Here is a 14903-nt window from a genome sequence, read left to right as displayed (position 1 = left end):
AGATGGGAGGTATGAGCTTAAAGTATATCTGTCTACCTAGGAGATCAGGAAAACCAGATACAATCATGGATTTAATCACAGAAATGATAGAAAAGGAGGAACGTTTCATCGTGTTAAATGATATAAATTATCTTGATATCACCAAACGTTTGGAGAAGCTACGCAAGGATCGGGTAAAGATTGACCGGGAGATATACGATTTAGAAAATTTGAAAAGCAGAAAGCTATCTGAAGAATCAAATTTCTGGAATCAAATTCAAAGAGTTCGGAAAGATTGTGATACAAGATATCCTACAACAATTAGTTTTTTAAAGAATAAATAAAAGGAGAATTTAAATACATATGATTTTTTGGACAATTGTTTTCTTTGCAATTAATTTTTATGGAATGATTAAAGGTAGTATTTTCTACACAGCATATAGAAATTTAGAATTGATTAGCATTAGAGAGGCACAGGGCGAAGATAGACAGAAGATTAATCTCGAATTTGCAAAAAAGGGATGCTTCCCTATGTTTATTCTATTCATGTTGGCGGTTATTGAAATTATTTATTTGATTAACGCAATTGGGTACGACATTTACAAGTATCCAAGCATTCTAATCATTCTTTATTTGATCATTTCATTTATTACAGGCAAAAAGAAGAAACCCTATAAGAGCATGAATGACAATGAGCTGCTCGAAGCAAGAGAAAATATGCAAAAAGAATATAAACAGACTCTAAAATCGTTTCTCAAAAACTTTGTATGGGTTGTATATTTCGGGTACATGTTCTACTGTCTTGTTTTTTAGGTAAAAGATATATTTTACTTGAGAAAGGGAGTCAAAATTATTGTAGATATTAAGGAGTTACAAGGAAAATATTTGGATAGCAACCTAACCATTGAAGAGGCAGAGCAATTTCTAGAATATCTACATAAGACCCATAACGCACCATTTAGGGAAGATAGAATAATAGCATTAACTAATTTGATTTCACGATATAAGAAGACAGAAACTAGCAGGCAACTGTGGGAAGAAGAACATCTAGCAGCGGCAATAGCCTATTCAATTCTAACAGAAAAATGGTTGTCTCATGGTGCACACTGGAGAGAGCTAGGATCGTCAATGGTGAAATGGTATATAGGAAAAGAATGCTTTTTTACTTGGTTTAGTGGAGTAGATAGCATTGAACACTTAAATAATGCAAAGTTAGCAGATAATGAGTTTGAAAGGTTATCATCTGAATCTTAATCAAAGTGAGATTTTATCATGGAGGGAGAGTGTTGATATGGTGGATTGGATAAAAGAAGAAGTAGTTGAATTTCAAGAAACTCATTCTCCTATGTTGATTGTGGGAGCATACGATAATGGGACTTATGAGTTAGTGCTTGAAGGCGGAGAGGATGATAGTGCGTCAGTAAGAATGACCAAAGAAGAGTTCCAAAGAGTAATAGAAGCTTTTAAGAAAGTTATCTAAATCAAAGGCGTATTTTACATAGACAAAGGAGCAGAGAAATGAATCATATAAAATTATGTTTGAGCATTTTTCACAGAAAGATAGTCAAAAGGGTATTCTTACTTATCTCACTGCAAATTCAGACAGCGAAGTATATGAATGGATAAAATCAGAGCCATCGTCTGAAGTCTGGGGCAGTATATTTAATAGCTACAAATACAAAGAAAAAGACAATGAAGTGTTCAATATTTACGACAATGACTTTAGCATTGTAACTCAAGAGAGTTTCAGAGATAGGATGATTAGATTGCATGGTGATATGTTTGATGAGGATGCTGAGTTAAGTGATTTGTATTATGGAGCAACAGTGTATGGATGGGAAGTCGTAAAAGAAAATGTAGGGTATGAAGTATTACAAACTGCCAAAGAAACAGGTATTAATATTGAAGTTTGTTTAAGCAAATAAAATAAAACACATATCAAAGGAGTAACAATGGAGAATAAATATCTTTATAAGTTCAATTGGGATTGTGGTCGTCAAGGTGAAGTCGAGGGGTTGTTTGTAGCCACAAAAAAAGAAGTGAATTACGCAATAGGTAAAGAGGTTTACTTTGGTGAGATTCTTGGTAAACACAGCGAAGTCTATGGAACAATTGAAGAGGGAGAAATTGAAAAGATTAATATCGATCCATCTGCTGTCGAACAAGTAGCAAAACATCTGGGTCAAACATGGTCGGGTTATAATCCACTCCATTATATCAGATATGAGTGTAAAGTTTGTGGAGATAGGCTCAATGGAGAAGAAATGCATTCCATCGAAGAAGAAAATACAGTTTGTGATTATTGTCATCGAAATAAGGAAGAAGGTGATAAATAGGTGATTATTGAGGATTTAAAGAAGACAACAATTGGCTTACAAGAAGTTGTGGATTCGCTTAATGCAGAAATGGAAGAGGATTTTGACCCAAGTGAATGGTCTGGAGGCAATTTTGACGATTGCTATGAGCTGGGATATTCTCACGGTAAAAAGATTGGCAGATTGGCAGCGTATAAAGAAATTCTAAAAATGTATGAACAGCACCAACAGGAAGAAGCACAGCAAAAGTGGGAAGATTGGAGCAAGAATAAGAAAGCTCTAGACAAAGAGATAGAGGTACTTATGGAATCAACACAACAGGTATTGAAAAGAAAGATAAATTAAAGGTTCTGTGTGTTGGTGTAGGCTATAAAAGCCGCATTTTATATAGAGGGGTGATAAATAGTGACAAATAAGGAACTATATCTGACATTACATAAAATGAACTGTGCAATCGAACTATTAGAGATCGCTATTTCAGATAGTAATACAGAAAATAGGAAAGTAGCTTGCAATGCTGTAAAGGCAACCGTAAAAGAAGTAAATTACCTTTTTAAAAAGGAATTAAATATTAAATATAAAAGGTAAATGATAAAAGTCAAATTTTATCAAGAAATGAGGAACATAAATAAATGTATAAATGTATTGATTATTACTCTGGTGTTCACATTGGAGAATTAAATGAAGTCTCACTTGAATCTGACTTTGAATACTTCTATAACGATTACACATACAAACTTAAATACATTGTTAGTAATGTAGCCTTTTTTACCAAGTATACTCATAACACTATACTGGAAAATAATTTTTCCTATCATTCTCCCAAAGACGGTCAGATAAAAAAGTATATTGAAATTCGCGTTATGGTTAAGGATTTAGCATATTTAATTGAAGAGTTAGTCCCAAGTAGCAGAGAAAAATCATTGGCAATGACCAATCTTGAACAGGCGGTTTTCTGGGCTAATGCTGCAATTGCCCGTAACGAATAGGAGGAATGTTAATGAGACCATATTGCGAAGAAACACATGAATACTTTGTTTTAGAAATGATGAATGCTGAAGATGTCGCACTGAATGGAGAACATGCAAACACAGTCAAAACACATCATGACTCATTGCCATCTCCAGATATTATTGCTAAAGATGTTAAGCGTTCTGGATTTGATACTTTTGAAGTTACACATGTGAAAGAGAGTATTAAGCGGTATGGAGTGAGTGATTGTTTTGAAGTGAAAAGTTACGATATCTGGTCTGAAGGTTTTGTTGTGACGGGAGGAAGTGGCACAGCTCACTTTCATGGTTCATCTACTGGGAAAGATTTCAAAGAAGCTTGTGATCGATTTGCTCAAGCTAACCCAGAATTTAAGAAGTATTATTCATCAGAAAGATTGACTTACTGGGGCTGTAGACTGTTTGATAATCATGCAGATGCAACAGTTAGTTTTGGCTAAAATGAAAATTTAAAAGGGGGGAAGATGAGATGGACTTTAACAAAAAGTTGATGTTTGAATATAAGAATTATAAAGGCGAAGTGAGTCTGAGACATGTATATCCTAACAGTATCCGCTACGGATCTACTGAATGGTACCCAGAAGAACAGTGGCTACTTAAAGCATGGGATTATGCTAAAGGAGATTATCGAGAATTTGCCATAAAAGACATCTTGGGATTCATATAAAATGTACCTTTTACACAGAAATAAAACTTAATTGCTTTTAGATAATCTGAAATATAAAAATAAATAAATGTATTGACTATAATGTTATAAATGAATATAATGAAATTACAATAACAAAAGGAGGTGAATAAGACGGAACAGATAGACAACACTAATTACTGCTTGATATTAGTGACTCCTCTGCCTTATCCTGATGATATATACCCTCGAAGGTGGGATGAGTAATGAGTAAAGAAACCGATAGACTATTAGAGAATGTTGCTAGATTGAATGAAGCACTATCAAAGTTGAGCATTAATTTAGAAAGTTTAACAGAAGCGCGAATTGGTATAGAAAAAGCTCAAAGAAACAAGATAGACCATGTAAATGAAAGAATGGGGCATATTAATATCAAGAAGTGGATTGAAAAAAATGGACGCAAGTGATAAATTGGCGAACAAGTTGATTGGATGTTTTATGGTAGATGTAGGAACAGAAAATGAAAGAAAGCTGCATGAAGATAATTATGTAAAGAAGAAACTTAAACAATTTTTGGGTAAGAAAGATTTTGATAAGTACGATGTACTAAAGAATCAGATTTGGAAAGAAGCATGGAAAGAGTTCGATAAAGTAGCAATAAACAAAAATAATACATAAAAGGATAATCAAATATGAACGATGAGTTGAAGAGGTTTATTGTTGAGGATATGCTGCCTCGTGAAGTCGAAGCTTTGACTATTGCTGCTGATTCATTATATCTAAAGAGAGATAAAGATAGGGAGTATTTAGATAACTGGTGGCTAGTGGTTAAGGCCTTGCTAGGAGAAAGAGTAGAGGAATTTAGAAATTGTCGGATTGTAAATGAATTATATAATTATTTAAATCATAGATATGAAAGTGAGGAGGCAAGGAAACATGAATTATGGTATTAGAGATATCATTGAACTGCATGTGTTTGATGAGACAGGAAAATTTGTTTCAACTATCACTACCCTAAAAAAAGGGAGCATAAGTGTAACAAACAGAACGATCAGGGTAAAAGACGCTCTTTTGAATGGCGACATGCTAAAGTTTCTGAATAAATCGGAAAACACAATGTCGGATTATGATAAGTTCTTTAGTAAAACTCAAAATTGCGAAACCATAGTTTTTAATCGCAAAGTTGTCAATTGTAAACTTATTGCTGAAGGCTTTTATAGAAAAGAAGAAAGCCAAGAAGATGTGGTAGTACAATATGAAATGCCAAAGTGCAGTATTGTAAGTGCCTATAACTTCAACCACTCTTATATTGGCGATGCAGATGAGTTTGATTATGTATTTGAAATAAAAGAATTTAATGAAAAAGGCGACTTATTCAAGCTTCATATTGAGAAGTAATACATAGCATTTAGATAAAACAGTTCTTTTACGCAGAATAATGGAGATGATACATACGCAAGTTACTAAAAGAGATGGTTCAGTTGTTGCGTTTAATCAACAAAAGATAGTTGAAGCTATTTTCAAAGCAATGGATAGAACAAAAAAAGGTATCGATAAGCAATTAGCAGCCAATGCCACCAAAGAAGTTGTTGAAATGCTTAATAATGTATCTAACGTAGATATTGAAGTTATCCAAGATGCAGTAGTAGATGTTCTTATGCAAAGCGAGAGAAAAGATGTTGCCAAAGAGTACATAGGGTATCGAGAAGTACGGAATCTGAAACGAAGAGAAAGAAGCAGTCTCGATAAAAAAGTATCTGGATTACTCGATATGTCTAATGAAGAAGTACTAAAAGAAAACTCAAACAAAGATGGACAGACGATTCCCACACAACGAGACCTTTTAGCAGGGATTATTGCAAAGGATTATGCTCAAGCTTATATGATGCCAAAACGAGTTGTTGAAGCTCACAATAGAGGAGATTTACATTTTCACGATCAAGATTATTCACCCTATTTCCCAATGACAAACTGCATGTTGATTGATTTAAAGGGAATGTTGGAGAATGGATTTAAGCTTGGTAATGCTCAAATAGAAACTCCAAAATCTATTACAACAGCAGCCGCTGTTACCGCACAAATTATTGCACAAGTAGCCAGTCATATTTACGGCGGTAATACAATTAATGAAATTGATACGATCTTGGCTTCATATGTGAGAGCTTCATTTGTCAAACATTTTATAGTGGGTATGAAGTGGTTTGAGGGTAATCCAAATGATCATATGCTTGAAAGCCAAGTGTATCCTGAGAATTCAATTCTCAAGAACAGATTTCCAAAAGAATATAGTTATGCAATTCAAATGACAGAAAAAGAAACGCTAGATGCGTTTCAATCCCTTGAGTATGAGATCAATACTTTGGTATCTGCAAACGGGCAAACACCTTTCTCTACATTTGGATTTGGTAGAGGAACAAGTTGGGAAGAAAGACAGATTCAAATCGCCATTCTTAGAAATCGAATTAGAGGTTTAGGTAAAGAAGGCAGTACCCCTATATTTCCAAAATTGATTTTTGCTCTAGAAGAAGGAGTCAATCTTAATCCTAAAGATCCCAACTACGACATTAAACAATTAGCAATCAAATGTAGTACGTTGAGAATGTATCCTGATATCCTTTCAGTCCCGAAGGTTAAAGAAGTAACGGGTTCATTTAAGTTCCCGATGTCATGCCGCAGCTTTTTAAGTAAATACATAGAAAACAATGAAGAACTACATGATGGACGATTTAATATGGGGGTAGTGACTCTTAACTTGCCACGGATTGCAATTCGTGCAAACAAGAGTGAAACAGAATTTTATAATCTATTGGATGATGAATTAGAAATTTGTAAGGAAGCGTTAATGTTTAGAATCAATCGTCTAAAAGGGGTTAAGGCAAAAGTTGCACCGATCCTGTACATGGAGGGTGCAGCAGGGGTTAGATTGAAACCAGAAGAAACGATTGACCATCTATTGGAAAATGACAGAGCTAGTATTTCACTTGGATACATAGGTATTCATGAAACCGTATTGTCGTTATTTGATAAACATATTTTTGACGACTTTATTATGCGTCAAAAAGGGTTAAATATTGTAAAATATCTTAGCGATAAAGCAGACAAATGGAAAAATGAAACTGGCTATGGGTTTAGTTTATATTCTACGCCAGCAGAATCGCTATGTTATCGTTTTTGTACATTGGATGAGGAAAAATATGGCGTAATTAACGGAATTACCGACAAAGGATACTACACCAATTCTTTTCATTTAGATGTAAATAAAAAAGTAACTCCATTTGAGAAGATCGAGTTTGAAAAAGAATACCCTCAATACGCAAGTGGTGGATTCATTTCTTATTGTGAATTTGATTCATTAGTGAAAAATCCAGAAGCATTAGAAGCTGTGTGGGATTTTGCTTATGAAAGAGTACCTTACTTTGGAACAAATACTCCAGTAGACAAGTGTTGTGAATGTGGGTATGAAGGAGAATTTAAGGCAACAAATGAAGGCTTTCAGTGTCCTAATTGCAATAACAACAATCCAGAGACATCCTCTGTCATTAGACGCTGCTGTGGTTACTTGAGCCAACCATCTCAAAGACCGTTCAACAAAGGAAAGCAAAAAGAGGTTGTATCGAGAGTGAAACATAACTAATGTACATAGCTGATTATAAAAGATTTGATGTAATAAACGGTATTGGTTTGAGACATTCATTGTTTGTATCTGGATGCACACATCATTGTAGAGGGTGCTTCAACGCTTCAGCATGGAATTCACAATATGGAAATAAATATACGGATGAACTAGAGAATAAAGTTATTAATGATATGAAGATTGATTATGTACAAATAGCTGGATTATCTGTATTGGGTGGCGAGCCATTTCAGAATATTGATGGACTACTACCCCTTTTGAAACGACTGAAGAATGAGTGTAAAAATAAGACAGTTTGGATATGGTCGGGTTATACGTTTGAAGAAATACTAAAAGATAGCTCAAAAAAAGATATGTTATCTCTCTGCGATGTTTTAATTGATGGTAAATTTGAATTAGATAAAAAAGACTTAACTCTAAAATGGCGTGGTTCTAGTAACCAAAGAGTTATCGATGTACAAAAGAGCCTAGAACTACAGATGACTATACTGTTTGAGGATTGATAATAATGGGTGGGCGGTAGGGCATAAGGAGGCGATGTTCATTTGACTAAAGTACTAAAAGACAGAAAAAGTTATATCCAGCAATCAGATTTTGATCATGAAAGATTTGAACGTTTCTTCCACGAAATTGTTATGGATAGTGGCAAGTCATTTGAAGAGAATGACTTGAAAGAGCTGAAAGATAAGATCATCTCAGAAGTATTATCTAAGCAAGAAGTAAAGGCAGATTACTTGTTTGATTTGATTATTCGCGAATCAAACGACAGAATCAATCAATTTACTCCCCAATTTACTTACTTATCAGCTTCAACATTCAGACGTAAAAAATACAAGGAAGCTTCAAAAGAACGAGGATTTGATTATAAGGTTGGATACGGTGATTATTACACTCTTGTTAAAATGTTAACTGAAAAAGGAATTTACTCAGATGATATATTGAACAGTTATAGCAAAGAGGAGATAGAATACGCTGGTGGATTCATTGACAGAGAAAGAGATCGAAAATTTAGCTATGCAGGTTTGTTCCTGTTTAACAAAAACTATTTGGCAAAAGGATACAATGAAGAAACCCTTGAGTTATTTCAAGAAAGATATCTAACATGTGCTCTTTACTTGTTGAAAGATGAAGACAAAGAGAAGCGAATGAGTCTTGTGAAGGAAGCGTATGATGTTTTAAGCCTTCATTTGGTGGGACTTGCTACTCCAACGCTTGCGAATGCAGGTAGAGTAACTGGAACACTAAGTTCGTGCCACATCATTACGATTGACGACAGTCTGCAAAGTATTATGGATGCAGTAAAAGATGCTTCAACATTTAGTCAAAACGGCGCTGGATTGGGTATTTATCTTGGTCGTCTCAGATCTCATGGAAGCTGGATTCGTGGTTATAAAGGTCGATCTACTGGTGTAGTTGGCCCTGCTAAACTATTTAATGAAATTGCGACATATGTTAACCAACTCAATATGAGACCGGGTGGAGTAGCACTTTACCTACCATTATGGCATGCTGACATTTTCGACTTTTTGGATTTAAGAATGAAAACTGGGTCACAGGAACGGAGAGCACATTCCATTTTTACAGCAGTAAATGTACCTGATGAATTTATGCGTAGATTAAACGCACGAGACAATTGGACGATATTTGATCCTTACGAGGTAAATAGTAAACTTGGGATCGATATAAATAAATTGTATGACAAGAGAAAGCTTCGTGATGGAGAAAAACCAAACGAAAAAGATCATTCATTTACATACTACTATCGTGAAATTGAAAAAAATGAAACATTGGAATTGAAAAAGGTTGTTAAAGCGACTGATATATATAAATCAATTTTTGAAGCTCAAAAAACTGGTGGTACACCTTACATGTATTATGTGGATACGGCTGCTCGAATGAATCCTAATAATCATGTAGGTATTCCGATTTCTTCTAATCTTTGCTCAGAAATTGTTTTAAACTGTGATTATGATGAATTTGTGAGCAAGGAATTAAATGAAGACGGTGTAGTAACTGAAAAGAAAAAAGGTTCTGGACTGGTAACTTGTAATCTAAGTTCCATTTCATTACCTGCCGTATTCGGCAATGATGATGTAGACCTTCAAAAAGTAATTGATATTCAATTTCGTCTATTAGACAACGTAATTTCGTTGAATCGCACAGTTGTTGAACAAGCAACTCATACGAACAATATTTACCGTAGTGTGGGTGCTGGAGCTATGGGACTAGCAAATCTCTTAGCAGAGAAAGGGATTCGATGGGAATCCGAAACTGCTTCAGAATATGTAAAAGAAATTTTTGAAAAGTTAAACTATGCTCATATTCTTGCCAGCCATAAATTAGCAGTGGAAAAAGGTTCATATAGGATGTATAAGGGTTCTGACTGGAACACAGGCGAATACTTTGAAAAGAGAAACTACAATTCCCCTGAATGGTTAGAACTTAAACAGAAAGTTATGGAACAAGGAATTAGAAACGGTAATTTGAGCTGCATTGCTCCTACTGGTTCTAACAGTCTAATCAACAATGTTTTTGCTTCTCTAGATGCACCATATGAAGTGATCTTTCAAGAAGAAAAACAGGGCATGAATGTAACAGTTATTCCTGCAAACTTTAGCGCTAAAACTAAATGGTACTATAAATCAGGATTTGAGATGGATGAATTGTGGTCGCTAAAAATTGTAACTGCGGCTCAAAAAGGAATAGATCAATCCATTTCTCATAACGTTATGGTGCACGAATCAGTTAAAGCTAGTGAGATGTTAAAGATACACACATACGCTTGGGATTCTGGATGCAAATCTTTGTATTATACATATGTAGATAAAAATTCGGTAAATAGAAAAGAAAACTGTGAGTCTTGTGCTGGATAAATGATGAAATAGAAGAGAGGACTACCCTCTCTCTTCTTAACAACTTGGAGATAGGATGATGAGTATTGACTTTTAGAGTATTTAACGGAGAAGTAAATAATAAAGCAACCAAGATTTTTGGTGGTGAGGCAAGCGGTATATGCGATTGGGATGATATCAAATATCCTCATATGCTGACTCTGTACAAAGAACTATTTGGTAATTATTGGATTGAAGATGAGATTAGGCTTACCTCAGACTTGAAGCAATATCGCGATGGTTTAACAGAAAAAGAAAGATATACTTATAACGTTGTAACAGGAATGTTGACATCTTTGGATTCTGTAGCTAATCGTTTCAACTTTACTATTGGGCATACATGTACAGACCCAAGTGTTGCAGCAGTCATTCAAATTATTGGTGCTTTTGAGGGGCTACATGCTAGATCATATCAGTATTTAACTTCTACCATGCTTAATTCTGAGCAAAAAAAACAGGCGTTTAATGCACCGAAAGAGATTCCACTATTGCGTGAACGAAACGATATCATTTTTAAAAAGATTCAAAACTTTATCGACGATCCAACCAATTTAAAAAAACTATATCATGCACTACTTGCAAACCTAGTCCTCGAAGGTGTGTTTTTTACTGGGGCGTTCGTGTACTTTAATTCTCTTGCTCGTTCAAACAGAATGATTGGTTCAAACAACATGGTCAATCTCATTAAAACAGATGAGAACTTTCATTCGGTGTTTTATGGAGATGTGATGAAGATTCTGATGTTGGAAAACCCTGAATTAAACACTGAATTGAATCATAAAGAAGCTGTATCTTTTATCAAATCATGCGTTGAAAAAGAAAAAGAATGGGCTGAGTTTATATTTGAAGGCATTGATACATTGTCCATTCCAGAATATAAAGATTATGTTGAATATCTTGCAAATGTTATTTGTAGAAATGCTGGTATCCAAGAAGTTTATCCAGACAATAAAGAACTGAAATCAAAATGGATTATTACCTATGGCTCAAAAGGTGGCAATACAAAAAGCGATTTCTTCCAAACAAATGTGATTTCATATGGACATGAAAGCGGCGATGGATTTGACCTTTAATAAGAAGGCCATCTACTATTATTCAATGTCTGGGAATACAAAAGCATTAGTAACACTAGCCGATACACATGGTTATGATATATACAATATGGCAACAATCCATCCAGATGATTTAGATTTTAAAGATTACGATATTTTGCTGATCGGTACGTCTACAGTTGGTCGAGGAGTTCCGCATAGATATTTCAAGGATATTTATCCTCAGCTTAATAGTTTGACTAATAGAAAAGTCGGATTATTCGGTAGTGGGAATTCTATTTATGACGTATATTGTGGAGCCTTAGATTTATTAGAATTAGTTCTTCATGAAAATAACACCATCGTATTTAAGCTAAAATTCGAAAGTTACCCCACCAAAAAAGTGATTAAAGAGTTTAATGACTTGATTGGAGGAGTTTGAATTATTGAAAGAAACTTATGGAGGTATTTATTACTTAAAATTTAAAGATAGGTATTATGTTGGCAAAGATTCTAAAGTAACACTTGATAAAAGAAAAAGGGAACATTTCAATCTCTTGAGGCAAAATAGGCATTATAATTCTAAGCTCCAAGAAGCATTTAATATTCTAGGAGAAAAGAATCTTGAATATGGAATAATTACGGCTTCCCCTGATTATTCTCTTGATGAATTAGAACGTTTAGAAATTAAATACATAGAAGAGTACGATGCATATACAAAGGGTTACAACCTAACTCGTGGTGGATATGGAATGAATGGATATATCCTTTCGCCAACTGAACGTCAGCATCGATCAGATAGAACCTACGGAGAAAGAAATGTAATGTCCAAATTGTCAGATACTCAGTTCTACGAAATAGTTGAAATGTTCAAAAACGGTAAAGAAAACAGAGAAGTTGCTATCCAGTATGGGCTACATGAACGCTATGTTTCATTAATAAGACATAAAAAGAGGTTTAATAGACTTTGGGAAACAGTAGAAGACTATATACCAGAAATATCTTGTGGCAATGATAGGGCAAAGTCAGTGACCCCAGAAGCTTTTGTAGAAATTGTATATAAACTAAAAAGTGGAGCAACGAATGCATCAATAGAAAGAGAATATGGGCTATCATCTGGGACTGGAAGTAGAATTAGAAATAAAAAGCTTTATAAGAACTATTGGAAAAGATACTTCAATGAATAAATATAAGGGAGCAATAGCACATATGACAACTGAAAATAACAAGCAAGTAAAACAACCATTTTACGCAATTAATGAGACAGTTTATATTAAGCCACTCAAGGTAAAAGGTGTTGTTAAGGGACATCTGGACGGTTTGACAGTGGTAACATATTATATTAAAGGCAATAGACGCACAAATAAGTTCGAATTGCCTCTGCTGCGTAGATATAAAGAGAAGATTAAAAGTGATACTAAATTAGCAACCCTTCATCCTAAAGAATATATTTTGAGTAAAAAAGAAGTTGAAAATTTCTCGAAGATTTTGAATCTAGACCTAACATCCAAAAGAATGATTGGGAATCTAGAGATAACACCGACCAATAAATTTAGAGTGGAATATCATGACCACAATCCATACTCTGACTTCTTTAAAGTACGTGAGTTCCAAAAAGCATTTAATTGCCCTGCTCCAGATGTGCCAACTGTACTGTCAGATAAATTGGCAATCAACCGCGCCTCCTTTGTGATGGAGGAAGTGATTGAGCTGTTGTATGCTACTGCTGGAAACAAAGAGAGATTCGATAAGTTTTTTGCTGAATTAATCTTGAATGCCGAAGAAACATACAAAAAACAACTCACTAAGCCTTTCCCTGAAGATCGTCTAATTGGGCAAATTGATGCTCTTATTGATATCAAGTATTTCGCTGAAGGTGGACTTGTTGAGGCTTCTGTTGTTCCAGATAAAATTTTTGATTTGGTGCATCAAGCAAACATGTCCAAAATTTTCTCTGATGGGAAGCCACACTATGACAAAGTAGGTAAGGTAATTAAGCCCGAAGGATGGGAAGCTCCTGAACCTAAAATTGAAGAAGAAGTAAAGCGACAAATTAAACTGGGAGCAAAACGGTTTAAGTAGTATAATCTTGGGCGGTGGTAATTCCACTGCCTTTATTTATGAAAAGGAGAGGATAAAATGTCATCCGTTGACAATCAATATTTAGCTCTTGTAAGAGATATTCTAGAGAATGGATACGAAGATACCAATAGAACAGCAGATCGTAGCAAAAAAGTGTTTGGAAAAGTATTGCGTTTTAATCTTGCTGAAGAGTTCCCTCTCCTCACACTTAAATTCACTGGCTATAAAACACTAACTAAAGAAATGCTATGGATTTATCAGCAGGGATCGAATGATGTACAGTGGTTAAATGATAGAGGTATTAAAATTTGGAATGAATGGAAGTTGCCCGATGGTACTATAGGCGAAGCTTATGGCGCTCAAATCAAAAAGCATAATCAAATCAATAAGTTGATTAACGAACTTAAAAATAACCCCCAATCTAGAAGAATGGTTATTGATTTGTGGGCTGTTGCCGATTTGGATAAAATGTCGTTAACTCCTTGTATGTTCAATCATATAGCCGATGTGAATGACGGTAAGTTGAATTGGCATACAACTATTAGGTCTTCTGATGTTGCTTTAGGCTTACCCTACAATATAGCTCAGACAGCCATTCTAGTGCATATGATTGCACAAGTAGCTGGGTTACAAGTTGGAGAGTTGATGATAGTAATAACTAATGCTCATCTGTATGAACAGCACTATGAGCCTATTAAGGAAATCTTTAACCGTACATCGTATCCTGCACCTAAGTTGTGGCTTGATCCAACAGTAACAGACTTCCATGAATTCGATGTGGATAAACATGTAAAAATGCTTGATTATCAATCGCACCCATCCATTAAAATGCGAGTATCGGTATGAGTGTTATAATTATAGCTGCACTTGATAAAAATGGATTAATAGGTAACGCCAATGAACTGCCTTGGAAGATTAAAGCCGACATGGATTTTTTTAAAGCACAAACTATAGGAAATAACGTTGTAATGGGAAGAAAAACACATGAGAGTATTGGAAAACCACTTAAAAACAGAGTTAACATTATACTCACAAGAAATATAGATTATAAAGCAGATGGATGTTTAGTCTTTAATAGTGTAGATGATATTTTAAAAATCGCAAAAGAATCTTCTGAAGAAACATTTATAATAGGCGGCAAAGAAATCTATGAGTTATTTATATCTTGTTCTGATAAATTGATACTAACTCATGTCGATGGAGAATTCAGTGGGGATACTTATTTCCCAATTTATGATCATAGCAGATGGAGAGAAGCTAATTGTATTGAGATTGAAGCAGGAGAATCTAGTGACTATTCAATAAGAATTGTTTACTATGAATTAAATAAATAAAA

General features: G+C 34.6%; 23 protein-coding genes. All 23 read left to right on the top strand.

The window, feature by feature from the left end:
- Positions 1-11: 11 nt before the first annotated feature.
- The 23 genes from ACWA2B_RS10120 to ACWA2B_RS10010 all read left to right on the top strand — a co-directional run bounded on the left by ACWA2B_RS10120 (position 12) and on the right by ACWA2B_RS10010 (position 14901).
- Complete coding sequence (locus tag ACWA2B_RS10120; RefSeq protein WP_449292029.1) at positions 12-323, top strand: hypothetical protein; 312 nt, start codon at positions 12-14, stop codon at positions 321-323.
- A 187-nt stretch (positions 324-510) separates the two neighbouring features.
- Positions 511-792 (top strand): hypothetical protein, encoded by a 282-nt coding sequence (locus ACWA2B_RS10115; protein WP_449292028.1) that lies wholly within the window; start codon positions 511-513, stop codon positions 790-792.
- Positions 793-810: 18 nt separating this feature from the next.
- Positions 811-1233, top strand: a complete 423-nt coding sequence (locus tag ACWA2B_RS10110) for a hypothetical protein (protein WP_449292027.1) — start codon at positions 811-813, stop codon at positions 1231-1233.
- Between the two features lie 37 nt (positions 1234-1270).
- On the top strand, positions 1271-1459 hold the full coding sequence (locus ACWA2B_RS10105) for a hypothetical protein (protein ID WP_449292026.1): 189 nt from the start codon (positions 1271-1273) through the stop codon (positions 1457-1459).
- Between the two features lie 55 nt (positions 1460-1514).
- The gene (locus tag ACWA2B_RS10100; RefSeq protein ID WP_449292025.1) at positions 1515-1904 is read left to right on the top strand and encodes a hypothetical protein; all 390 of its coding nucleotides are present in this window, start codon (positions 1515-1517) and stop codon (positions 1902-1904) included.
- Between the two features lie 27 nt (positions 1905-1931).
- Positions 1932-2315 carry a hypothetical protein gene (locus ACWA2B_RS10095; RefSeq protein WP_449292024.1) on the top strand — a complete coding sequence of 128 codons (384 nt, stop codon included), beginning with the start codon at positions 1932-1934 and terminating at the stop codon, positions 2313-2315.
- Entirely contained in the window at positions 2316-2639 is a 324-nt protein-coding gene (locus tag ACWA2B_RS10090) for a hypothetical protein (protein ID WP_449292023.1), read from the top strand.
- Between the two features lie 287 nt (positions 2640-2926).
- Positions 2927-3283, top strand: a complete 357-nt coding sequence (locus ACWA2B_RS10085; protein WP_449292022.1) for an Acb2/Tad1 domain-containing protein — start codon at positions 2927-2929, stop codon at positions 3281-3283.
- Positions 3284-3294: 11 nt separating this feature from the next.
- A complete protein-coding gene (locus ACWA2B_RS10080) occupies positions 3295-3744 on the top strand; it encodes a hypothetical protein (RefSeq protein ID WP_449292021.1) in 450 nt (149 codons plus the stop codon).
- A gap of 29 nt (positions 3745-3773) precedes the next feature.
- The gene (locus ACWA2B_RS10075) at positions 3774-3971 is read left to right on the top strand and encodes a hypothetical protein (RefSeq protein WP_449292020.1); all 198 of its coding nucleotides are present in this window, start codon (positions 3774-3776) and stop codon (positions 3969-3971) included.
- 224 nt (positions 3972-4195) lie between these two features.
- Positions 4196-4396 carry a hypothetical protein gene (locus ACWA2B_RS10070; RefSeq protein WP_449292019.1) on the top strand — a complete coding sequence of 67 codons (201 nt, stop codon included), beginning with the start codon at positions 4196-4198 and terminating at the stop codon, positions 4394-4396.
- A complete protein-coding gene (locus ACWA2B_RS10065; RefSeq protein ID WP_449292018.1) occupies positions 4338-4607 on the top strand; it encodes a hypothetical protein in 270 nt (89 codons plus the stop codon). Before ACWA2B_RS10070 ends, ACWA2B_RS10065 begins: the two co-directional genes overlap by 59 nt.
- Before the next feature lie 14 nt (positions 4608-4621).
- Positions 4622-4882, top strand: a complete 261-nt coding sequence (locus ACWA2B_RS10060; protein ID WP_449292017.1) for a hypothetical protein — start codon at positions 4622-4624, stop codon at positions 4880-4882.
- Complete coding sequence (locus tag ACWA2B_RS10055) at positions 4866-5327, top strand: hypothetical protein (protein WP_449292016.1); 462 nt, start codon at positions 4866-4868, stop codon at positions 5325-5327. Before ACWA2B_RS10060 ends, ACWA2B_RS10055 begins: the two co-directional genes overlap by 17 nt.
- Before the next feature lie 40 nt (positions 5328-5367).
- Complete coding sequence (gene nrdD, locus ACWA2B_RS10050) at positions 5368-7563, top strand: anaerobic ribonucleoside-triphosphate reductase (RefSeq protein WP_449292015.1); 2196 nt, start codon at positions 5368-5370, stop codon at positions 7561-7563.
- The gene (nrdG, locus tag ACWA2B_RS10045) at positions 7563-8066 is read left to right on the top strand and encodes an anaerobic ribonucleoside-triphosphate reductase activating protein (RefSeq protein WP_449292014.1); all 504 of its coding nucleotides are present in this window, start codon (positions 7563-7565) and stop codon (positions 8064-8066) included. Before nrdD ends, nrdG begins: the two co-directional genes overlap by 1 nt.
- Before the next feature lie 42 nt (positions 8067-8108).
- On the top strand, positions 8109-10436 hold the full coding sequence (locus tag ACWA2B_RS10040) for a ribonucleoside-diphosphate reductase subunit alpha (protein ID WP_449292013.1): 2328 nt from the start codon (positions 8109-8111) through the stop codon (positions 10434-10436).
- Between the two features lie 65 nt (positions 10437-10501).
- Complete coding sequence (locus tag ACWA2B_RS10035) at positions 10502-11527, top strand: ribonucleotide-diphosphate reductase subunit beta (RefSeq protein WP_449292012.1); 1026 nt, start codon at positions 10502-10504, stop codon at positions 11525-11527.
- Complete coding sequence (locus ACWA2B_RS10030) at positions 11499-11927, top strand: flavodoxin family protein (RefSeq protein ID WP_449292011.1); 429 nt, start codon at positions 11499-11501, stop codon at positions 11925-11927. Before ACWA2B_RS10035 ends, ACWA2B_RS10030 begins: the two co-directional genes overlap by 29 nt.
- A gap of 4 nt (positions 11928-11931) precedes the next feature.
- Entirely contained in the window at positions 11932-12672 is a 741-nt protein-coding gene (locus ACWA2B_RS10025; RefSeq protein WP_449292010.1) for a nuclease, read from the top strand.
- Entirely contained in the window at positions 12590-13567 is a 978-nt protein-coding gene (locus tag ACWA2B_RS10020; RefSeq protein ID WP_449292009.1) for a pyrophosphohydrolase domain-containing protein, read from the top strand. Before ACWA2B_RS10025 ends, ACWA2B_RS10020 begins: the two co-directional genes overlap by 83 nt.
- Positions 13568-13624: 57 nt before the next feature.
- The gene (thyA, locus tag ACWA2B_RS10015) at positions 13625-14413 is read left to right on the top strand and encodes a thymidylate synthase (protein ID WP_449292008.1); all 789 of its coding nucleotides are present in this window, start codon (positions 13625-13627) and stop codon (positions 14411-14413) included.
- Positions 14410-14901, top strand: a complete 492-nt coding sequence (locus ACWA2B_RS10010; RefSeq protein ID WP_449292007.1) for a dihydrofolate reductase — start codon at positions 14410-14412, stop codon at positions 14899-14901. Before thyA ends, ACWA2B_RS10010 begins: the two co-directional genes overlap by 4 nt.
- Positions 14902-14903: the final 2 nt, after the last annotated feature.

This window comes from Paenibacillus sp. CMM36, assembly GCF_053570945.1.
This window is presented reverse-complemented; position numbering and strand designations above follow the sequence as displayed.